The following is a 22,099-nucleotide window of genomic DNA, read 5'->3' as shown; positions in this document are numbered from 1 at the left end:
GGGGCCATTTCTACAGTGCACATATCAATCAAGACAAGGGGAAAGCAGGATGCACAAATCCCTGATAACCATCGATATGCAACTTGGAAAGCAGTTCCACTTGATGTTGATCTTCGACGCGGGTTGCAATGGTGGTCACACCGGCATTGTGCGCAGCTCGGCACACTGCAGCCAAGAATGAGGTGTCAGCACCAGGCTCCATGACCTGACTGGTATAACCGTGATCCACCTTGACATAGGCAGGCGCTAACTCCTCCAGATAGCCCAGTGACTGGAAGTGACGGCCGTAGTGGTCAACCCCCCACTGGAAACCATGGACCTGCAATGCGCCTACCAAAGCGGCCACATGATCTTTGTGCTTCATAATGGCTGCCTCGGGTATCTCGAATAACAGCCGTTCTTTCAATTCGCCATGTTCGACCAGATAGTGCGTCAGCCAGGTCAAAAACTCATCCGAACAAAGCGAACCTGCCGTTATATTAATTGCCAGCACTAGATCCGCTTGTTTGTGCAGTAAGGGAACACATGCATCAAGTATTGCCTGATCAAAATCGCCCCCCAATTTGAACTGTTCGATGGCAGGCAAAAACTGACCGGCAAAATAGTCCGTGCCATCGCGAGAGATAGATGCAAACAACTCGGCATGCAACCTGGCCCCGTTATCAAATCGGCAAGCTGGCTGAGCCTTGAATCGCCAGAGGTGATGCGAAATAGCATCCTGAACCAAATCACGCCATGCCAAGCGCCCCATCAACCCCTGCTCGGCTCCCCCTTCCATGACAACAGCACCACGGCGTTCATTACGCGCCTTGCCGAGTGCATTATCCGCTTTAGTCAACAGGACTGAGAGATCATCATTACCATCACGGCCTGCAATACCAATGACGGAGAGAGGATTACCCTCCGCCATTGGGTTCACGACCAGATCAGCAATACGAGAATTGATAATTTCTGCCAACTCCTTAAGCTGACCCAAATCATCTGTCGGGCAGAGCAGAGCATATTCGGTCGCTGATATCCGCGCCACAGCTGCACCATCCCATCCCTTAAGCTGTTCGCGTAAGATTTGTGCTATAGATTTGACCATATTATCACGGGCAGCAAAACCTTCATCACGGTAGATATCATCGAGCATATCTACCGCAACCAACATGATGCCCCCTTGGCCAGATTCTGCAATCCAGGCATTAACCTGACCAACAAAATAGGCTCGATTACCCAAGCCAGAAACGGCATCCACATAAACTCGTTCACGCAGTTTCTCCGCCTCGTCGGCCTGCTCTTTGAATTGCACCGCCAACTTTCCGGATAAGATGTTGATCGCTTGTACAACCTGCTTCAATTCATAGGTCTTGGGCTCTGGAATGGTATGCCCAAAATGATGCAATTCAATCTCGACGGCCTGCTCACAAATCTGCTTGAGCGGTTTTAACAGGAAATTAAGTGCACGCATAAGCAAGATCGTGGTTACCAAAAATCCAATCACAAACCAGGTCGCCAGTTCGCTCATCCCTGCCCACAGTTCGTGATAGGCTTGTCCTGGGTGGCCCACCACCTTGAGCTTGCCAAGTTGCAGCCAGCCAGACGTCAGAATTGACTCATTGGATACTTCCGGAAACAAGCCAAGTTCAATAAACCAGTCAGGTACACCTTGAATACGGCTGCTGTTTTCTTCTTCAATCACATCTTTCGACGCAAGCAGGTCAAGACGAACCATACGGTAATAACCACCATCAAATATGGCCTTAATCACCGACTCAGCTCCCACCTTGTCGCCATTTTCAAGATAAGGGGTTAATGCCAGTCCCAGTGACGTAGCGGTGTTGATTACCGTTGTTTCCTGCTGTTGTGCCAGATAAGTTCGTGTCGAATTGAATTGCACCCAATAAGTAGCTGCAAACAATAGTCCAAACAACAGCAACATGGTGGCCAATAACTGTCTATAAAGCGTCATAGGTTAATCATCCAAATTCACCACAGGCCTAGCCAATCGCCCCGATGTCATGCGATTGCGTAAATCATTCCATAATCCCAAGCGAGATGATTGGCCAGCCAGCTCCCCTTGGCCTCGCGCCTTCATCAACCACAAGTGACTACCGTTAAAACTATAGATAGGTACCAAATCTCGCCGTTGGGTAGCGGGTCGAATAGAGCCTATCAAATTATCCAAAATAACCGGAACCGAAGAGGGTGTCTCATAATATGCCACCACCATGTGGAACTGGTTGTAATCAAGGGCCTTGACATAAACCATCCGCATTTTTTCATCCGGGATCCCCAATTCCAGTAGTGTGGAATATTTGGCAATACTGAAATCTTCGCAATCTCCTCCGGCAGCTCCCAGAAACTCGAGCGGGGTTGCCCAGTAATCTTTCTTGCGCCACAACTTGATGTCATCAACAAAGCGCATTTGATTAAAAAAGTTGTTCACTCTTTCGAGCTTTTTCGTCTCGCTCAGTGCCTTTCCCTTCGTTTCCATCACCAGCATGCGCCAACTGGTTACACGCTTGCCAGCTCTGGCGCCATAGGTCTGCTCCGCCCGCTTGATCAAGTTGAGGTCTTCCTGTGGCAGAGGCTGGCTGGCACAGAGCAAAAGTGAGAAGGGTAACAGCAGGATCCATAAGGAGTGGCGCAGAGTACGTAGAGATCGGTATCTCCATTTATTGAGGAGATCATACCATCTGCCTCCGGTACCACGCTGGAGTGTCACGTCATATGCCTGCTGCATGATTGCTTCTGCACTCCTCAAAAACCGCGCAACCACCTGCTTTAGCCAAACATGGTGACTGCCAGCTGCAGTCACCATGTTGGCGTTCATCATCATCCCGGCGGGATCATTGGCAAACGGTTATTGCCTGGGCTGCCATTCAGCGGGTTGCTTGACGCTAAATGCGTTGAGCAGACTTCCAGTCGCATTGAGGATGCGATAGTCCGCCAGCAATGCATCATACTCAGCAGTGATATAACTGCGACGCGCTTCGAACAATTCGTTTTCGGTGTTCAATACGTCCAGCAAGGTTCGCTGACCCAAGCCAAACTGCTTCTTGTATGCCTGAACGGTATCGTAGCTTGCATCCACATGCTCTTTAAGGAAGGTTTTCTGTTTGGCCAGCGACTCTTTCGCATTCCATGCCAAACGGGTTCCCTCTTCTACCTGACGAAATGCATTCAGATGAATGTCTTTCGCCTGAGAGTACAGTGCCGAAGTTGCATTGCTCTCGGCTACGTCAGAACCACCTCGGAACAGGTTGTAACGCATCCGCACCATAGCTGTCAGATCGTCATTGCGACCTTTAACGGCATCAATATCCTCATTCCAGTTTTGGTCCACTTCAAAAGTGACGTTAGGGTAGAAACCGGATTTGGCACCTTCATGCTGATACTTGGCCGCTTCAATATCTTGCAGGGATGAGAGCAGGGTCGGGTGAACTTCTGTCGCCGTTTTCAGGGCAGTATCGAGACTAGCCGGGACCAACTCGGCATTAGGTACCGGTTGAACGAGATCTTTTGGTACCTCGTTAACCACCCGAATAAACTCGCTTTCCGCATCACGGTAGTTGTTTTCAGCGGCGGCTTGGTTGGCGTAGGCCCTGGCAACACGACCATCAATCTGGGTCTGATCAGCAGTAGAACCAAGCCCTGAATCAGTCCGTTTCTGAATGTCGCTACGGATCTGTTCGTGGGTTTCCAGGTTCTGTTTGGAGAGTTCCAGGATCTCCTGCTGGCGCAGCATATTGAGGTAGACCTCAGCCACTCGCAGCGCGGTATTCTCTGCTTCGGAGATCATCGCCAGACGCTGGGCGTTGGCTTCAGCTTCAGTTCGGGAGACGTTGTTGCTGACATCAAAGCCATCAAACAACATCTGCCGCAAACTGAGCCCAGCCTCTTTGCGAGTCATGGAGTCATCAATATTGCTGTTTGAACCAGCAGCCCGGGTAGAAGGGCTGTCAGTCTTTTCATAGCCTACGCCGCCACGCAGATCGATCGTTGGATAATAGCCACCCTTGGCGCCATCATGCTGATAGAGGCGTGCCTGGTAGAGATCAAACGCTTCCTTGATCTTGGGATGCGTAGCGAGTGTCTGTGCCACCGACTCTTCCAGAGTCTGGGCCTGACCCAAACTAGGGATCAGGGTGATGCCACTGACCAGCATGGCAACAATCGTTTTTTTCATGTTATCTCCAGTCATGTTTTGTTTTTAGATTGTTGGCTTATCGTTCTCTCAGTGCCGACTGCTTAGCCCGTAAAATCGGCTTAAGTAAATAGTCTAGGACACTTTTTTTACCAGTAATGATATCAGCACTGGCTAACATACCGGGGATGATGGGAAGTGCGTTAAGCTCATCGCCCAAGTAACTCTTCTCGGTACGCACCCGAACCAGATAAAAGGAGTTCCCCTCCTCATCCTGGATCGAGTCCGCACTTATCTGTTCAACCTTGCCATGCAATCCTCCATAGATTGTAAAGTCGTAGGCAGTAATCTTGACGATGGCATCCAGCCCCGGTCGCAGGAAGGCGATATCTTTCGGCGACACCTTGGCTTCAACCAACAAGGTGTCCTCCAGCGGCACTATCTCCATCAAATCCATGCCGGGCTGCACCACGCCGCCCAGAGTGTTGATCTTGAGTTTCTTGATGGTGCCCTTGAGCGGAGCAATCACGCTGGTCCGATCAACCCTATCTCGCAAGCCAACCTGCCCTTCTGACAACTGGCCAAGTCGCCCCTGCTTCTCATTCAGTTCCGTCTGGGAGTCAGCACGGAATTTCAGCGCTATGTCATTGCGCTTGGAAATAGTCTCACGCAACACCGAATTGAGTTTTGGGATCAGCAGACGGTTGCTCTCCAGCTCCCCCTGCATCTCGTTGACCTGCCGCTCCAGCTTGATTAGCTCCACTTGAGGCACTATACCCTCTTTTGCCAGTGGACGGCTAATATTGAGCTCTTGTCTGGCCAGATCCACACTGCGATTCACGGTGCGAATTTTGGCATTCAGTTCAATCAGTTCCTGCTCTTTCTGCTCGATCTGTTGACCAAGAATATAGAGCTGGTTCTTCAGGTTATTAAGGCGATCCCGTTGTACCGAGCGTTCACGGTTGGCATATTCGGGAAAGACGGTTTCATAGCCATCCGGAAACTGAATTGGCGCTTCTCCCACCACTACCTGTTCACGCCACCCCAGTGCAGGGTCATTTTTAACCTCAACACTGGCCATTTCGGCCCGTAACCGGGCAATATCTCCTTTCAGAGTGACCAGCTCCTGCTCACGCTCTCGAAAATCGGAGCGGAAACGGGTGTCATCGATACGCAGCAGCGGCTGTCCCTTCTCGACGATATCTCCCTCTTTGACGAAGATCTCTTTTACTATCCCCCCTTCCAGATTCTGGATCACCTGCAGTTGGCGGGATGGGATCACCTTGCCCTGACCCACGGTGACTTCATCCAGCTCGGCCCAGGCAGCCCAGACGATGGCACTCATGAAAAAGAGGAAACAGCACCACAACAGGATGCGGGCACCTGTTGGGGTAGTAAGCAACACAGCGGCCGCGCCGTCATCGACAAACTCCAGATGCTCGGGGGCCGGCAATACATCACCGGAAGGCGCCTTTTTGCTGCGTTTTAACCAGTCCATGAGCCCCTTAACCATGGGACACCTCCTGCACGCGCACCTTGCCTTCCTTCAACTGCTGCAACACCACCTCTTTGGGGCCATCTGCCACAATCTGTCCCTGCTCGATGACAATAACCCGCGAGGCCACATCCAGCATTGAGGTCTTGTGGGTGATGAGGATCAAGGTGGTTTCCGGGCCCAGTCTGGCGAGCTCCTGTTTGACCTGCATCTCGGACTGGTTGTCCATGTTGGAGGTAGGCTCATCCATCACCAGAATGGGGGGATCATTGAGCAGGGCGCGTGCCAGCAGGATCGCCTGACGCTGGCCACCGGAGAGCTGGCGGCCACCCTCGCCGATCTGCCGATCCAACCCGTTGGGATCACGGTTGGTAAAATTGGTGACGCCCGCCCGCTTGGCAGCGCGCAAGACTCTCACGTCATCCACCAGCGGATTACCCAGCATGATGTTGTCTCGCACCGAACCAAAAAAGAGAATGACATCTTGGGGAACACAACCGATATTGCGACGAATCACCGAGGGAGGTAACTGGTCTATTTCGAAACCATCGATCCGGACCGAACCGTCAGTCGGCCGATACAGCCCCATCAACAACTTCTCGAGGGTCGTTTTACCCGCCCCAATCCGGCCGATAATTGCCACCTTTTCACCCGGCTGAATACGCAAATTGATATGGTGCAGGGTGCTGGTTTCCATTCCTGGATATTTGAACGAAACATTTTCGAATTCAATTCGACCGGCAATCACCGGATGATGGATATATTGCTTGCCCTCCTCCTGCTCACCCGGGGTTTGCATGATTTTTTCCAGAATATCCAGTGCAGATTTGGCCTGGTTATAACGGGTCGACAACACTGAGAGTTGCACCATGGGCGCAATGGCACGGCTGGAGAGCATCACGGCAGCAATCATCCCCCCCATGGTGACCAAGCCTTCGGAGATCTGGTAAACACCGACGATCACCAGACCGACCGTCACAACCTGCTGGATATAACTGGCCAGTGACGACATGGAGTTGGTAATTCGCCGTGTTTGTACACCCCAAGTGGAAATATGGGAAACAGCCTGCTCCCAACGGTGCTGGAACAGACTCTCGGCGCCAAAAATCTTGACCGTTTCCAGCCCAGAAATACTTTCGATCAGGTTGGCATTTTTCTGAGAGGCCAGCCGGGAACCCTCTTCGATGGACTTTTTGAGCGGCTCTTGAATATAGACGCTATAGGCGATGAGGATCAGCATGGCGACGATGGGGACCACCACCATCACGCCAGCAAACATCCAGATAATAAAGAGGAAGAAGACAGCAAAAGGGAGATCGATAAGAGTAGAAACCGTCGCGGAAGTGAAAAACTCCCGCACCGATTCAAATTCCTGCAGATGTTTGGCGAAAGCGCCGGTGGAAGCGGGACGAGACTCCATCCGCATGCCCATCACCTTGGCGAAAATCTTGGCAGACAATAGCACATCAGACTTTTTGCCAGCGATATCGATAAAGTAACTGCGCAACTGCCGCATCACAAAATCGAAGGTAAAGACCACCATGGCCCCGACCGCCAGCACCCAGAGCGAATCAAACGCCAGATTGGGTACAATCTTGTCATAGACGTTCATGGTGAAAAGAGGGCTGGCGATGGCAAACAGGTTGATCAGAATGGAGGCGATCAGCACATCGCGATAGATACCGCGGGATTCGAACAAGGTGCTCCAGAACCAGTGTCCATCACGGGTTTCCAGCACCTTGGGAGAGCGATCGTCAAACTTGAACTGCTTCTTAACGTAAAAGAGACGCCCCAAATACTCATCACCCAGCTGGGCAGCAGTCAGCCATTGGGCGGCATCACCTGCCTGCGGGAAAATCACTTTCCCCTGGCTGCGATCTTCGTTCCACTCCAGCAAAATACAGGCGCCACCGTTACGCATCTGCAATACGCAGGGCAGCAGCAAGGGAGAGATCTGATCAAGCGGCTGGATCACTTCACGGGCAGATAGCCCGCCCCGCTCGGCAGCACGACAAAAGAGTGCTGTAGTCAGTCGTCCGGAGACCAGTGGCAACCCGGTCGTCAGGGCATCCTGGCTGTTGGGCACACCATAAAAGCGGGTCAAGAAGACCAGACACTCCAATAACTCATCGATACGACTTGTTTCTGCTTGCATAGCATCCCGTCACTGCATTAATAAGGTCGATACGAGAGGGGTATCACTCATATTTTCCTGCTATAGCGACTCTAAAAACGAGCCCCCTCCCACAGATGAGCCTGATCAGGGAATAAACCTATCCGGATACATCGTGACACTCACCACCAATTTTCCTTGCATGATGATTGGTAAAACCAGCCTGTGAGCATCATGCCGACGCCTCCCTCAGGTAAATGGAGGTGTTAATTGATAATGGCATTTATTGTGGCGCATCACTATATCAACCTGCAGGTACCAAAACTATAGTTTATGGTATGAACTTTTTATATAACCCTATGTTTTACGTGAAAATAATAATTACGAACTCAATTATAGGTCAGGAAGTATGAAGGGTCTTCCCAGTGCATGACCCTGAGGGCCACTCAAGGAGAGTGCTCGTGCAATGTCCGCCATCGCAGTCCAGCGATTCTCGCACCAGGCGGGAGCAAGCAGGGTTGGGCGGCGCGCCGATGCCGAAATCCGGTGATACACCACCTCGGGTGGTGTGTGCTGGATCATGGCGACAGCGGCTTCCACATACTGCTCCAGCGTCAATACCTCAAGCCGCCCAGCTTGCCACGCTTTGCCAAGAGTACTGCCCTCTACCACATGAAGCGGATGCAGCTTGATCCCCTCAACACCGGTCCCAACGATACGATGCAGGGTATCGAGGCTGTCCATCGACACCTCGCCCGGCAGGCCGACGATCAGATGAGCACATACCTTGATGCCGCGCTGATGGGCACGTCTTACCGCATCCTCATAGGCGGCATAACCGTGGCCGCGGTTGATCCGTTGCAGAGTCTTGTCGTTGGCGCTTTGCAGCCCGAGCTCCAGCCACACCTCGTAGCCCCGGGCCTGATAGCCCGCCAACAGATCCAGCACCGCATCCGGCACGCAATCGGGGCGAGTGCCCACACAGAGCCCCACCATATCGCTCACCGACAGCGCCTCTTCATACATCCGCTGCAGATATTCGACCTCGGCATAGGTGCTGGTATAGGCCTGAAAATAGGCAAGATAGCGCTTGGCACGGGTGACTTCGTCCCGGCGAGCCAGCAGTTGTTGCACCACTGAGAGTTGTTGGGCCGACTCGTCGGCAAAAGAGGATACGTTGCAGAAGGTGCAGCCACCACGGCCCAGGGTGCCGTCACGGTTCGGGCAGGTGAAGGCCCCGTGGATGGAGAGTTTGTGGATCTTCTGACCGTGACGCTGCTTGAGATCCTGACCGAATGTATTGACGAGTTCGTGTAACTGCATGACACCTCCGCTAAAGGAGCGCCATTGTACGAGCTTGCGCAAAACAGGGGCTGAGCTGGATCAAGCTAGCGGAGAGGGTAAAACATATAAATACCCGACCAATTTTGAATAAATATAGAGAAAAAGCGCAAAAAAAGGATTTTTACAGTTCTTTGACGATTCAAACAGTAAACATCCATATGAAAATGAGACCTGATAACCCACTGTTGAACAATGAAAAATTCAAAGAGATCCGACAGCACACAATTGCAAGCATGGGATATTGAAAATGTGATCCCTTCCGCTGTCGGCCACATCGGGTTGGTAAAATTACTACATTCGCCCATCGTCGCCGAGCACACCATTGAGCCCGTCAATGGCGATATATTTAACCAACAAAATCAAACTACGTAGAATAAATACTTCATAACTGCGAGCTAATCCCCCTAACCCGACATTTTGTTATGCGAATGTAACCATGAAGACAAACCTGACCTGCGATTGACCTCGCCAGAAAATCCCATTAGTTTGGAGATTCGCCACGTCAGGCAGACGGAACCACAAGAGCCAATCGCAATTTATGCAGTCAGGTGATGACTGTGCGATACAAGGCCGAGCAAGGGAGAAATGCAATGTCACTATATGATCCAAAGCTGGAGAGGGATAACTGTGGCTTCGGCCTGTTGGCCCACATGGAAGGGGAAGCCAGCCACAAGCTTGTCCGTCTCGCGATGTCAGCATTGGCTCGCATGCAGCACCGCGGCGGGATCTCCGCCGATGGCAAGACCGGCGATGGTTGCGGTCTGCTGCTGCAAAAACCGGACAGCTTCTTCAGAGCTGTCGCCGAGGAGAAGGGATGGCACCTTGGCCGCAACTATGCGGTCGGCATGCTGTTTCTCAACCCCGACCCCGTATTGGCACAGCAGACCCGCGATATCATCGACGAAGAGCTGGAAAAAGAGACCCTGAGTCTGGTCGGCTGGCGCAAGGTGCCCGTCGATACCAACGTACTGGGTACTATCGCAAAAGCCTCCCTGCCCAGCATTGAACAGGTCTTTGTCAACGCCCCGCCCGGCTGGGTCGACAAGGATCTCGAGCGCCGCCTCTATATCGTGCGCCGCCGCATCGAAAAGCGCGTCAACGACGACTACTTCTATGTGGTCAGCCTCTCCAATCTGGTCACCGTCTATAAAGGACTGTGCATGCCGGTGGACTTGCCGCGCTTCTATCTGGATCTCGCCGACATCCGTATGCAGGCGGCCATCTGCGTCTTCCACCAGCGTTTCTCCACCAACACCAGCCCGCGCTGGCCGCTGGCCCAGCCGTTCCGCTATCTGGCTCACAACGGCGAGATCAACACCATCGCCGGCAACCGCCAGTGGGCCAAGGCACGCAGTTACAAGTTTGCGACGCCGCTCATTCCCGATTTGCAGGAAGCGGCCCCCTTCGTCAACACCACGGGATCGGACTCCTCCAGCCTCGACAACATGCTGGATCTCTTCCTCGCCGGTGGCATGGACCTGTTCCGCGCCATGCGCCTGTTGATCCCGCCAGCATGGCAAAAGCACCCGAACATGGATGACGACCTGCGCGCCTTCTACGACTTCAACTCCATGCACATGGAGCCGTGGGATGGCCCCGCTGGTATCGTCATGACCGACGGTCGCTACGCCACCTGCGCACTTGATCGCAACGGTCTGCGTCCGGCCCGCTACGTCATCACCAAGGACAAGTTCATCACCCTCGCCTCAGAAGTTGGCACCTGGGACTACACCCCGGACGAAGTGCTGGAGAAAGGCCGGGTCGGCCCGGGCGAGCTGTTCGTGGTGGATACCAGCAACGGCAAGGTGTGGACCAGCTTCGAGATCGATGACGACCTCAAGAACCGTCACACCTACAAGCAGTGGATGGATAAACATTGCCGCCGGCTGGTCCCCTTCGAGCAGATGGACGACAGCCAGACCGGTAGCCGCGAATTCTCCGATGAGCAGCTGAAAACCTATCAGAAGCTGTTTGGCTACTCCTTCGAGGAGCTGGATCAGATCATCCGGGTTCTCGGTGAAAATGGTCAGGAAGCGGTGGGCTCCATGGGGGATGACACCCCTATGGCGGTACTCTCTTCCAGCGCTCGCACCCTTTATGACTACTTCCGCCAGATGTTTGCACAGGTGACCAACCCGCCCATCGATCCGCTGCGGGAAAACCACGTCATGTCTCTCGCCACCTGTATCGGTCGCGAGCAGAACGTCTTCAACGAGACCTTTGGCCACGCCCACCGGGTGCTGTTCCAGTCACCGATCCTGCTCTACTCCGACTTCCACCAGCTGCTGGCACTGGAGGGAGAGTACTACCGGCACAAGGTGATCAGCCTCAACTTCAAGCCCGAAGAGGGGCTGGAAGCGGCCATCTTGCGCATCTGCGAGGAGGCCAAGGCTGCCGCCAGGAGCGGTACCGTGCTGCTGGTGCTGTCGGACCGCGATATCAGCGCCGACACCCTGCCCATCCCGGCCGCTATGGCAGTGGGTGCGGTGCAGCGTACTCTGGTGGACAACAACCTGCGCTGTGACGCCAACATTCTGGTGGAAACCGCGAGTGTGCGTGATCCGCACCACTTCTCGGTGCTGCTGGGCTTTGGCGCGACCGCCATCTACCCCTATCTCGCCTACGAAACCCTGGCCAAACAGGTTGAAGAGGGTGTGCTCGCCATGCCCCTGCGCCAGGCGATGGTCAACTACCGCAACGGCATCAACAAGGGGCTCTACAAGGTGATGTCCAAGATGGGCATCAGCACGGTCGCCAGCTACCGCTGCTCCCAGCTGTTTGAAGCGGTGGGTCTGGCCAAAGCCGTGGTCGAGACCTGTTTCCGTGGCGTATCGAGCCGTATTCAGGGCGCCGACTTTGCCGACATCCAGCAGGATCAGCTCAAGCTGGCCCGTCAGGCGTGGCTGGCCCGCAAGCCCCTCGCCCACGGCGGCCTGCTCAAGTTCGTTCACGGCGGCGAGTACCACACCTACAACCCGGATGTGGTGCAGACCCTGCAAACCGCGGTGCGCTCCGGCAACTATGCCGATTACAAGGAGTACGCCCGTCTGGTCAACGAACGCCCGGTCTCTACCCTGCGTGATCTGCTGGCCCTGAAGAAGGTCGACAATCCGGTCGCACTGGATCAGGTTGAGCCGGCCGACAAGCTGTTCCCCCGCTTTGACTCCGCCGCCATGTCCATCGGTGCCCTCGGCCCTGAGGCCCACGAAGCGCTGGCTGTCGCCATGAACCGCCTAGGTGGTCAGAGCAATTCCGGTGAAGGGGGCGAGGATCCCAAGCGTTTCGGTACCGAGAAGAACTCCCGCATCAAGCAGGTGGCTTCCGGCCGCTTTGGCGTCACCCCTCACTACCTGATGAACGCAGATGTGGTGCAGATCAAGGTGGCTCAAGGTGCCAAGCCTGGCGAAGGTGGCCAGCTGCCCGGTGACAAGGTCACCGCCCAGATCGCCCAGCTGCGTTATTCCGTGCCCGGCGTGACCCTGATCTCGCCGCCGCCGCACCACGACATTTACTCAATCGAGGATCTGGCCCAGCTCATCTTCGACATCAAGCAGATCAACCCGAGCTGTCTGGTGTCGGTGAAACTGGTCTCCGAACCCGGCGTTGGCACCATTGCCTGCGGCGTGGCCAAGGCCTATGCCGACTTCATCACCATCTCAGGTTATGACGGCGGCACTGGCGCGAGCCCCCTCACCTCGGTCAAATATGCCGGTTCCCCGTGGGAGCTGGGTCTGGCTGAAACCCAGCAGGCGCTGGTCGCCAACGGTCTGCGCCACAAGGTGCGGCTGCAGGTGGATGGCGGTCTCAAGACCGGTCTGGACATCATCAAGGCGGCCATCCTCGGCGCCGAGAGCTTCGGCTTTGGCACCGGCCCCATGGTGGCGCTCGGTTGCAAATACCTGCGGATCTGCCACCTGAACAACTGCGCCACCGGCGTTGCCACTCAGGATGAGAAGCTGCGTCGCGAGCACTTCACCGGCCTGCCGGAGATGGTGATGAACTACTTCAAGTTCATCGCCGAGGAGACCCGCGAGCTGATGGCTCAGCTCGGCGTCACCCAGCTGACCGACCTCATTGGCCGCACCGATCTGCTGGAAGCCCTGCCCGGCCTCACCGCCCGTCAGGCCAAGCTGGATCTCTCCGGCATTCTGGCCCGTCCGGTTGCGCCGGCAGGCTCCAGCCTGTTCAGCCAGCAGCACAACCCCACCTTCGACAAGGGGCCGCTCAACCTGAAAATGGTGGAAGATCTGCTGGAAGCGGTGGAAACCTCAAGCGGCGGCGAGTTCCGCTACGACATTCGCAACACCGACCGCTCGGTGGGTGCGCGCCTCTCGGGCGAAATCGTCAAACGGCACGGCAATCAGGGGATGGCGGCCGATCCGGTCAAGGTGCACTTCAACGGCACCGCAGGCCAGAGCTTCGGCGTCTGGAACGCAGGTGGCCTTGAGATGATCCTCACTGGCGATGCCAACGACTACGTGGGCAAGGGGATGACCGGCGGCAAGCTGGTGATCAAGCCCCATGTCGGCGTGGCGTTCAAATCCCATGAGGCGGCCATCATCGGCAACACCTGCCTCTACGGCGCCACCGGCGGCAAACTCTACGCCGCGGGCACTGCCGGCGAGCGTTTCGCGGTGCGCAACTCCGGTGCTCTGGCGGTAGTCGAGGGGATTGGCGACAACGGTTGTGAATATATGACTGGCGGCATCGTCACCGTGCTCGGTCAGACCGGCGTCAACTTCGCGGCGGGCATGACCGGCGGCTTTGCCTACGTGCTCGACGAGTGCGGCAACTTCGCCAAGCGCACCAACCCCGAGCTGGTGGAACTGCTGGACGTGGCGGATCTCGCCATCCATCAGGAGCACCTGCGCGGCATCATCACGGCGCACCTCAATGAGACCGGCAGCTCGCGCGCCGAGGAGATCCTGGCCAACTTCGACTCCTATGTGCCCAAGTTCAGGCTGATCAAACCCAAGTCCAGCGACGTGAAATCGCTGCTGGGTCACACCAGCCGTTCCAGTGCAGAACTCAGAATCCAGGCGCAATAAGGAGGGAACCCTATGAGCCAGAACGTATTTCAGTTTATCGATGTCCAGCGGGTCGACCCGCCCAAGAAGCCGCTCAAGATCCGCAAAATCCAGTTTGTGGAGATCTACGAGTCCTTCAATCAGCCGCAGGTACAGATGCAGGCGGATCGCTGCCTCGAGTGCGGCAACCCCTATTGCGAGTGGAAGTGTCCGGTCCACAACTACATCCCCAACTGGCTAAAACTGGCCAAAGAGGGGCGCATTCTGGAGGCGGTGGAGCTATCCCACCAGACCAACAGCCTGCCGGAAGTGTGCGGTCGGGTCTGCCCGCAGGATCGCCTGTGCGAGGGCTCCTGCACCCTCAACGATCGCTTCGGCGCGGTGACCATCGGCAATATCGAAAAGTACATCACCGACAAGGCGTTCGAGATGGGCTGGAAGCCCGATCTCTCGAACGTGGTCAAGACCGGCAAACGGGTCGCCGTCATTGGTGCCGGCCCTGCGGGTCTTGCCTGTGCCGACGTGCTGGCACGCAACGGCGTCACCCCGGTGGTGTTTGACAAATATCCCGAAATTGGCGGCCTGCTCACCTTCGGCATCCCCTCCTTCAAGCTGGAAAAAGAGGTGATGCAGCGTCGCCGCGAGATCTTCCAGGGGATGGGTGTGGAGTTTCGTCTCGAGACCGAAGTTGGCAAGGACATCACCTTCGCCGACCTGCTCGGCGAGTTCGATGCGGTCTTCCTCGGGGTCGGCACCTACAAGTACATGAAGGGCGGCTTTGCCAACGAAGAGGCGCCGGGAGTCTATGACGCCCTGCCCTACCTCATCGCCAACGCCAACCGCTTGCTGGGCTTCGAGAAGGCACAAGCCGACTACATCGACTTCGCCGGCAAGCAGGTGGTGGTGCTGGGCGGTGGTGATACCGCCATGGACTGCGTGCGTACCGCCATCCGTCAGGGGGCTGCCAAGGTGATCTGCGCCTATCGCCGCGACGAGGAAAACATGCCGGGCTCCAAGCGGGAGGTGAAAAACGCCCGCGAGGAGGGGGTCGAGTTCATGTTCAACCTGCAACCGGTAGCGGTCGAGCTGGATGCCAGCGGTCGCACCGTCGGCATCAAGGTAGTGAGCACCGAGCTGGGTGAACCCGATGCCAATGGCCGCCGCAATCCGGTGGTCATCGAGGGCTCCGAGCAGGTGTTGGCCGCCGATGCGGTAGTGATGGCGTTTGGCTTCCAGCCCAACCCCCAACCCTGGATGGCGGAGTTCGGCATCGAGCTCGACAACCGGGATCGCATCAAGGCCCGCGAGCAGGCGGAATACGCCTTCCAGACCAGCAATCCCAAGGTGTTCGCCGGTGGCGATGCGGTACGTGGCTCCGATCTGGTGGTGACCGCCATCTACGAAGGGCGCAAGGCAGCCGAAGGGATCATGGACTATCTGGCGGTCTAATCCGACCGGCCAAGGCCATGATGAGCTTTCACAATCAGCCCCGCCAATGCGGGGCTGATTTTTTGTAGCTACCCCTACAAACGCACCACCAGCCACTCCCCCTTGCCGACCGGCACCAGCGAGGTGGCAAAGGCCGGATCCTGCCCGACCTCGTTCATCCACTCCACCATCTCGCTGCGATGGGAGATGGCGTTATCGACCACCAGCAGGCCACGGGGTGCCAGCAGGCGGCGGATCTGTGGCCACCATGCCCGGTAGTGCTGACGATCCGAATCGAGGAAGATGAGCTGATAGCCGGCTTGCGGCAAGGTCGGTAACAGCTCGCCCGCATCCCCTGCCAGCAAGGTTACCCAGGGGGCCAACTCTGCCTGCTGAAAGTTGTCATGGGCCAACACGCGCTTATCCTCATCCAGCTCAATGGTGGTCACGTGCCCCTCCAACCGACGCACCGCTTCTGCCAGCCAGAGTGTGGAGTAACCATTGGAGGTGCCGATCTCCAGCACCGCCTGCGCCCCACGGGTCTGCACCAATACTGACAGCAACTCCCCCGTGTCGCGGGTGATATTGAGCAACTTGCGGTGGCGAGCCTGCTGCATGCTGTCATTGCGCTCGCCAAGCTGCTCCAGCTGGCGTTTTAACTGTTCCAGTTCCATCGATATCCCTTTCGTCCTTGCCCAAAACCGTTAGCCACGCATCTAAGCTTGGCATTTGGGAGTCAAATGATTGCTTTCAACCGCCATTCACACCACAAAGGATGAGAAAAGGACAACCATTTGAGGCAGAATTTGTGACGTCTATCTGTTACACTTCGCGCCCGCCATTTTCCGGCTCACTCTCTGACTTGATGTCAGGCGCAGCCGTCGGTGGTTACAACCTCCGTCTCGCTCATGCCGAGCTAACCAAGCCAAACACAGCCCAGCTGGAACACAGGAACCCATTATGAGATTTGAATCGTTCGATTTTGCCCCCGAGATTTTGCGTGCTGTCTCAGATTGCGGTTATCAGGAGATGACCCCTGTGCAGCAACAGGCGATCCCGGCCATTCGCCGTGGCCGCGATGTGCTGGCCAGCGCCCAGACCGGTACCGGCAAGACCGCCGCCTTCGCCCTGCCCATCTTGCAGCGTCTGGTAGACAATCCGGCTCCGGTCCAGCCTTCCAACGCCCGTGTGCTGATCCTGACCCCGACCCGCGAGCTGGCGGCTCAGGTGGCGAGCAACATCAATGACTTCGCCAAGTATCTCGATATCACCACCATCACCATCGTCGGCGGTGGCAAGCAGGACGTGCAGGCCAAGAAGCTCAAAGCGGGCGCTCACATCATTGTGGCCACCCCGGGCCGTCTGCTGGAGCACCTCACCGCCTGCAACCTCAGCCTCTCCGGCGTCGAGTGTCTGGTGATGGATGAAGCGGATCGCATCCTCGACATGGGCTTCAGTGCCGATGTGCAGAAGCTCCTGCAAGCGGTCAACAAGACCCGTCAAAACCTGCTCTTCTCCGCCACCTTCTCCGACGCGGTGAAGAAGCTGGCCAACCTGATGCTGGACAGACCGCAGATCGTCAGCGTCAACAAGCAGAACTCCACCGCCGACACCGTCAGCCACACCGTCTATCCGGTCGAGCAGAAGCGCAAGCGCGAGCTGCTCTCAGAGCTGATTGGCAAGCAGAACTGGCAGCAGGTACTGGTGTTCGCCAGTACCCGCGAGAGCTGTGATGTGCTGGTCGAGGAGCTGAACCTCGACGGCATCAAGTCCGCCGTTGTCCATGGCGAGAAGGCCCAGGGCAACCGTCGCCGCGCCCTGCGCGAATTCATGGAAGGCAAGGTACGGGTACTGGTCGCCACCGAAGTGGCCGCCCGTGGTCTGGACATTCCGGATCTGGAATACGTGGTCAACTATGATCTGCCGTTCCTGGCGGAAGATTACGTGCACCGCATCGGCCGTACCGGTCGTGCCGGCAAGCGCGGCATGGCCATCTCCTTCGTCAGCCGTGAAGAGGAGCGCACCCTGCTGGAGATCGAGGCCCTGATCGGCCAGAAGATCCGTCGCATCATGGTGCCGGGCTATGAGGTGAGCAGCCGTGACGAGCTGATCAAACAGCTGCAGGAGCGTCGCCGCTTCGGCAAGCGTCCGCAGCGTGAAGATAACGCCGTTGCCCAGGTGATGGCCGAAGCCAAGCTGCAGGGTCAGCGCCTCAAGCGTCTGGCTGCAGCCAAGAAGCCCCGTCAGCCGAAATAAGGCGGGCAGTTGCTCTATTGAACCGCAAAGGCGCCACTGGCGCCTTTGCCATCTCTGTCATCGGTGTTGGCCCCTGGTGGTCAACTCAAGGATTGCTTATGACCTCTCCTACCTACAATCAGGCCCTGCTCGAGATGGCCACCCAGAGCCTGGCCGAACTGGCCCGCACCGCCGAACAAAAGGCGGGCAAGCGCACTCCGGCCCAAGAGAGCCACTTTCTCTGCACCTGGATGGCCGACTCCCTCAAGGAGAAGCGCTTCTCCCGTCTGGTGATGGAAGATTTGAAAGCGTGGGTGCAGCTTGGCCGCACGCTGGGTGCGGGCGCCGATCTCAAGGGATTGCTGGAGCGCATCGCCTTCCAGTACCAGTGCGCCATGACCAATCCGCAGCAACTGGGGGCCAAGCTGGCGGCCCTGCTGGAGGAGCTGGCAACGGCAGGCTGGCTGGTGCTGACCGAGAGCGAGGTGAATGCCAAGCTGCGCCTGCAATCTGGCGGTCAGGCGAGTCTGGTGGTAAGCCACAGCGAATATGCAGGCCATATCGAGGACGGTGAGCTTGTCAACCCCCTCACCCTCTATGTGCGCGGTGACGAGAAGGTGCTGGCCGAGGCGGCCTTCAAGCACGGCCTGCTGCTGAGCCAGGGCAACAAGAAAACCTCCCTGGTCAAACACCACAAGGCCTACCGGCTGATGCCAGACAACGCCCAACCGGCGCTGGCACTGCTGGGCGAAGCCCGCCAGAGCGCCTGATCCCGCCATGTTGCAGCAATAAAAACGGCAGACCCTCATTTAATGCAGGGCCTGCCGTTTTTTATTGTTCGATGTTTGGTGATGAGGTCTGGTAGTCGTTCAGCGGATCTTGATGCCAATCTGGCCCGCGTCACACCACTCGAACATCACCTCCTCGCTCTTGCCGCAGCAACTGCCACCACAGACACGGCTTTCACGCTTGATGACCCGCCCCTTGCGCATCCAGACGCCGAGCATGGCCTCCACCGCATCTTCCGAGGTGTGGAAGTGGCGAGCCAGATCACGCCGGCTCACCTTCTGCTGCGCGGCGAGGTAATCCCCCAGCTCGCGCAGGATCATAAGGTCACCACCTTGCGGGCAACGATGTCACCGTGACGGCGACCGGCCCACCAGAGCAGTACCAGAGAGAGGCCGTAGCTGACGATCCAGAACAGGCTCTGCTCCGGATGAGCGGCGAAGGTCGCCACCTGATAGAAGAGGGTCGCGCACATAAAGGCCATATAGTTGCACCATACCGCCGTCATCAGCGCCCACTGACGACCGGTTTCCCGCACCAGCGCGCCCATGGCGGCGGCGCAAGGCATGTAGAGCAGCACGAACAAGAGGTAGGCAAAGGCACCGGCCGCCCCGTCGAAGTGGGTCTGCATGTTGCCGTAGGTGGAGACATCCACCTCCTGCGCCTCGGCGGCAGCTTTCTGGTCGTCGAGGTTGCCAACATCAAGTCCCATGGGGTCGCTCGGGTTGATCTCCGCCAGATTGGCCGCCACGGCATCGATCGCCTCGTGGAAACTGGCCACCAGCGAGAACTCGCTCTCCTCCTCTGCATCGCCACCACCGGCGTAGAGGCTGTTGAGGGTACCGACCACCGCCTCTTTGGCGAAGATACCGGTGACGATACCGACCGTGGCCTGCCAGTTGTCATCGCGTACACCGATGGGGTGCAGCACCGGGGTCACCGCCTGGCTTATCTTGCTCAGGACCGAGCTCTCCTGCTCCTGATGGCCAAAGCTGCCATCGGTACCGAGCGAATTGAGCACGCTCAGCACGGCGACCACCAGCACGATGGTTTTACCTGCGCCAAAGACGAAGGATTTAAGCTTCTGCCAGGTCTTGATGGCAACGTTGACCGGACGCGGCCACTCGTAATCCGGCATCTCCATCAGCATGGAGTCGCTCTTGCCCGGCAGCAGGGTGCTACGCAGCAACAGGCCGGTGAGCACCGCCACCAGAATGCCGATGAGGTAGAGACCGAACACCAGGTTCTGGCCAGACTCGGGGAAGAAAGCCACCGCAAACAGGGCGTAAACCGGCAGACGGGCACCGCACGACATGAAGGGGGCCATGGCGGAGGTCATCAGCCGCTCCCGCTCGGAGTTGAGGGTACGGGTCGCCATCACCGAGGGGACGGTACAACCAAAGCCCATCAGCATCGGCACGAACGCCTTGCCCGGCAGGCCGAGGCGGCGCATCAGGGCATCCACCACGAAGGCGGCACGGGCCAGATAGCCGGAGCTCTCCAGCACCGCGAGGAACAGATAGAGGCAGCCAATCACCGGAATAAAGGTGGCCACCGTCTGCAAGCCAACGCCAAAGCCGTCCGCCAGAATGGCGCCCAGCCACTCGGGGGCATTGACCAGCCCCAGCAGGTGGTGCACCCCATCGACAAACAGGGCGCCGCCCATGATGTCGAAGAAGTCGATAAAGGCGCTGCCGACGTTAATGGCAAACAGGAACATCAGGTACATGACAAACAGGAAGAAGGGGATGCCAATCCAGCGATTGAGCAGCACCCGATCCAGCCACTCGCTCTGGGCCTCGGTGAGCTTGCCCTTCTGCTGACGAGCCTGTTGTACCCACTGGTGAATATGGCCGTAGCGAATATCTGCCAGTTGCAGGTCGATATCCTGTCCCTGATGGGCGCGAGCCACTACATTAGCTGCGGCCGCCTGCTGACCGGGCAGCAGGGTCTCCTGCATCACCGCATCCTCTTCCAGCAGGCGCAGGGCGCGACCACGAGCAGTGAGGTGATGCGGGGCGAGCAGAGTCTCCAGCTCCGCCAGATCGGTTTCAAGCGCGTGGCCGTAATCGAGCTGCAAGGCGGCTTGCGGCTGACCGATAAACTGCCGGATCTGCTGCTTGAAGGCGGCAACCTGCTTGCTGTTGTGGGCAGAGAGGGCCACCACCGGGCAACCGAGGGATTTGCCGAGCTTGCTCTCGTCGATGACGATGCGGCGCTTTTGCAGGATATCCAGCTTGTTGAGCACCACCACCATCGGCAGGCCCAGTTCGCGCAGTTGCAGCGTGAGGTAGAGGGAGCGCTCCAGATTGGCGGCGTCGATGACGTTGAGCAGCAGGTCGGGTTGTTGGCCCTGGGCAAAGCGGCTGGCGATCTGCTCGTCGAGACTGCCATCCTGACTGGCCAGGCTATAGATGCCGGGCAGATCCATCAGCTTGAAGTGATGTTCACCCGCGCTGAACTCACCCATCTTCTTGTCGACGGTGACACCACTCCAGTTGCCTACCTGCTGGCGGGCGCCGGTCAGGGCGTTGAACAGGGAGGTCTTGCCGCTATTGGGGTTACCTACCGTTACCAGGGAATAATTCATACCAGCTCTACCTCTATTATCTTCTGAACCCGCCGCGTGCGTGTGGCAAGCCGCTTTGCAGGTTCGACTTCTTGTCTCTGAACCGCTCCCGGTGACGTTTCTTGACCAGAGCGGTAGCCGAGCAGGGGGTTATACCGGCTCGACTTCTATTTGCTGGGCCAGACTCTTTTGCATGGAGAGACAGATCCCCTGGCACTGGATCTGGAGCGGGTCCCCCAGGGGGGCGGAGCGCAGATAGATGACTTCAGTCTGGGGCAACAGGCCCATCACCATCAGTTTGCGGCGCAGCGGCCGGGCGAGCTGATTCATATTCTTGATGCGAGCACTCTGTCCCGGTGACAACTGCGTGAGTACCATGACTGACTCCTGAAGTTAAACAATAATAATTCGCTTTTACTTGGGGCATTATAAGCTGTGTCTTCAACTTTTATTTGAGTAAAATCAAACTCCGCTTAGCTAACCCATAAAGTATTGCCATGAGTCACGACAACAACAGCCGCCTCGTTTACAGCACAGATGGCGGCATTATCAAGGAGCAGAGCGCTCCCCAATCCGCCTCCCCCTTCCCCACCGACGGCACCGTGCGCATTCGCCGCGAGACCAAGGGGCGCAAGGGTGCCGGGGTGATCACCATTCATGGCGTACCCGCCGATCAGCAAAAATCCCTGGCCACCCTGCTCAAGAAAAAGTGCGGCACCGGAGGCGGTATCAAGGAGGGAGTGATCGAGATCCAGGGGGATAAACGGGACCTGATCAAAACCGAGCTGGAGAAAGCCGGTTTCAGCGTCAAGCTGGTGGGTGGCTGATCCCCTTGTCACTCATGCGGTTTTTCCCTAGAATGCCCGCTCCCATCGAGGGGGAGTAGTCTCGCACACCGGTGCCATCCATTGCATGAATACCGGTTTGCGACCCTGATCAACATACTTGGTGCCAAATCACCATGGTCAGG

The 22,099-nt window shown here is 57.0% G+C and carries 15 protein-coding genes; 5 read left to right on the top strand and 10 right to left on the bottom strand.

The window, feature by feature from the left end:
• Positions 1 to 28 precede the first annotated feature (28 nt).
• The 6 genes from I6L44_RS03750 to I6L44_RS03725 all read right to left on the bottom strand — a co-directional run bounded on the left by I6L44_RS03750 (position 29) and on the right by I6L44_RS03725 (position 9,063).
• Positions 29 to 1,954, bottom strand: coding sequence for an EAL domain-containing protein (locus tag I6L44_RS03750; protein ID WP_216953336.1), 1,926 nt, complete (start codon positions 1,952 to 1,954; stop codon positions 29 to 31).
• A 3-nt stretch (positions 1,955 to 1,957) separates the two neighbouring features.
• Positions 1,958 to 2,710, bottom strand: coding sequence for a transglutaminase-like cysteine peptidase (locus tag I6L44_RS03745; protein WP_254204305.1), 753 nt, complete (start codon positions 2,708 to 2,710; stop codon positions 1,958 to 1,960).
• A gap of 138 nt (positions 2,711 to 2,848) precedes the next feature.
• Positions 2,849 to 4,174 (bottom strand): TolC family outer membrane protein, encoded by a 1,326-nt coding sequence (locus I6L44_RS03740; protein ID WP_216953335.1) that lies wholly within the window; start codon positions 4,172 to 4,174, stop codon positions 2,849 to 2,851.
• A gap of 37 nt (positions 4,175 to 4,211) precedes the next feature.
• On the bottom strand, positions 4,212 to 5,645 hold the full coding sequence (locus tag I6L44_RS03735) for an HlyD family type I secretion periplasmic adaptor subunit (protein ID WP_216953334.1): 1,434 nt from the start codon (positions 5,643 to 5,645) through the stop codon (positions 4,212 to 4,214).
• The gene (locus I6L44_RS03730) at positions 5,638 to 7,782 is read right to left on the bottom strand and encodes a type I secretion system permease/ATPase (protein WP_216953333.1); all 2,145 of its coding nucleotides are present in this window, start codon (positions 7,780 to 7,782) and stop codon (positions 5,638 to 5,640) included. The genes I6L44_RS03735 and I6L44_RS03730 overlap by 8 nt, the downstream gene beginning before the upstream one ends.
• A 351-nt stretch (positions 7,783 to 8,133) precedes the next feature.
• Positions 8,134 to 9,063, bottom strand: a complete 930-nt coding sequence (locus tag I6L44_RS03725) for a TIGR01212 family radical SAM protein (protein ID WP_216953332.1) — start codon at positions 9,061 to 9,063, stop codon at positions 8,134 to 8,136.
• Positions 9,064 to 9,674: 611 nt separating this feature from the next.
• Between I6L44_RS03725 and gltB the strand changes: the two genes are divergently transcribed.
• Entirely contained in the window at positions 9,675 to 14,132 is a 4,458-nt protein-coding gene (gltB, locus tag I6L44_RS03720; protein ID WP_216953331.1) for a glutamate synthase large subunit, read from the top strand.
• A 12-nt stretch (positions 14,133 to 14,144) separates the two neighbouring features.
• Positions 14,145 to 15,560 (top strand): FAD-dependent oxidoreductase, encoded by a 1,416-nt coding sequence (locus I6L44_RS03715; protein WP_005346752.1) that lies wholly within the window; start codon positions 14,145 to 14,147, stop codon positions 15,558 to 15,560.
• A gap of 74 nt (positions 15,561 to 15,634) precedes the next feature.
• Here I6L44_RS03715 and I6L44_RS03710 read toward each other — a convergent pair whose 3' ends face one another.
• Complete coding sequence (locus tag I6L44_RS03710) at positions 15,635 to 16,213, bottom strand: O-methyltransferase (RefSeq protein ID WP_113738658.1); 579 nt, start codon at positions 16,211 to 16,213, stop codon at positions 15,635 to 15,637.
• Positions 16,214 to 16,499: 286 nt separating this feature from the next.
• Between I6L44_RS03710 and I6L44_RS03705 the strand changes: the two genes are divergently transcribed.
• Positions 16,500 to 17,795: a DEAD/DEAH box helicase gene (locus I6L44_RS03705; RefSeq protein WP_216953330.1), complete on the top strand. Its 1,296-nt coding sequence runs from the start codon at positions 16,500 to 16,502 to the stop codon at positions 17,793 to 17,795.
• A gap of 98 nt (positions 17,796 to 17,893) precedes the next feature.
• Positions 17,894 to 18,544 carry a DUF2913 family protein gene (locus tag I6L44_RS03700; protein ID WP_216953329.1) on the top strand — a complete coding sequence of 217 codons (651 nt, stop codon included), beginning with the start codon at positions 17,894 to 17,896 and terminating at the stop codon, positions 18,542 to 18,544.
• A gap of 99 nt (positions 18,545 to 18,643) precedes the next feature.
• On the opposite strand, the gene I6L44_RS03695 is transcribed toward I6L44_RS03700, so the two are convergent.
• The 3 genes from I6L44_RS03695 to I6L44_RS03685 all read right to left on the bottom strand — a co-directional run bounded on the left by I6L44_RS03695 (position 18,644) and on the right by I6L44_RS03685 (position 21,507).
• Positions 18,644 to 18,883, bottom strand: coding sequence for a FeoC-like transcriptional regulator (locus I6L44_RS03695; RefSeq protein ID WP_005350974.1), 240 nt, complete (start codon positions 18,881 to 18,883; stop codon positions 18,644 to 18,646).
• Complete coding sequence (gene feoB, locus I6L44_RS03690; protein ID WP_216953328.1) at positions 18,880 to 21,150, bottom strand: Fe(2+) transporter permease subunit FeoB; 2,271 nt, start codon at positions 21,148 to 21,150, stop codon at positions 18,880 to 18,882. The genes I6L44_RS03695 and feoB overlap by 4 nt, the downstream gene beginning before the upstream one ends.
• 129 nt (positions 21,151 to 21,279) lie before the next feature.
• Entirely contained in the window at positions 21,280 to 21,507 is a 228-nt protein-coding gene (locus I6L44_RS03685; RefSeq protein WP_005337384.1) for a FeoA family protein, read from the bottom strand.
• Between the two features lie 119 nt (positions 21,508 to 21,626).
• Between I6L44_RS03685 and I6L44_RS03680 the strand changes: the two genes are divergently transcribed.
• Entirely contained in the window at positions 21,627 to 21,956 is a 330-nt protein-coding gene (locus I6L44_RS03680; RefSeq protein ID WP_216953327.1) for a translation initiation factor, read from the top strand.
• Positions 21,957 to 22,099 lie beyond the last annotated feature (143 nt).

The organism is Aeromonas sp. FDAARGOS 1414, assembly GCF_019047065.1.
Classification (GTDB): domain Bacteria; phylum Pseudomonadota; class Gammaproteobacteria; order Enterobacterales; family Aeromonadaceae; genus Aeromonas; species Aeromonas veronii_A.
Note: the sequence above shows the minus strand (reverse complement) of the source record. Positions and strands in the feature narration are given on the sequence as shown.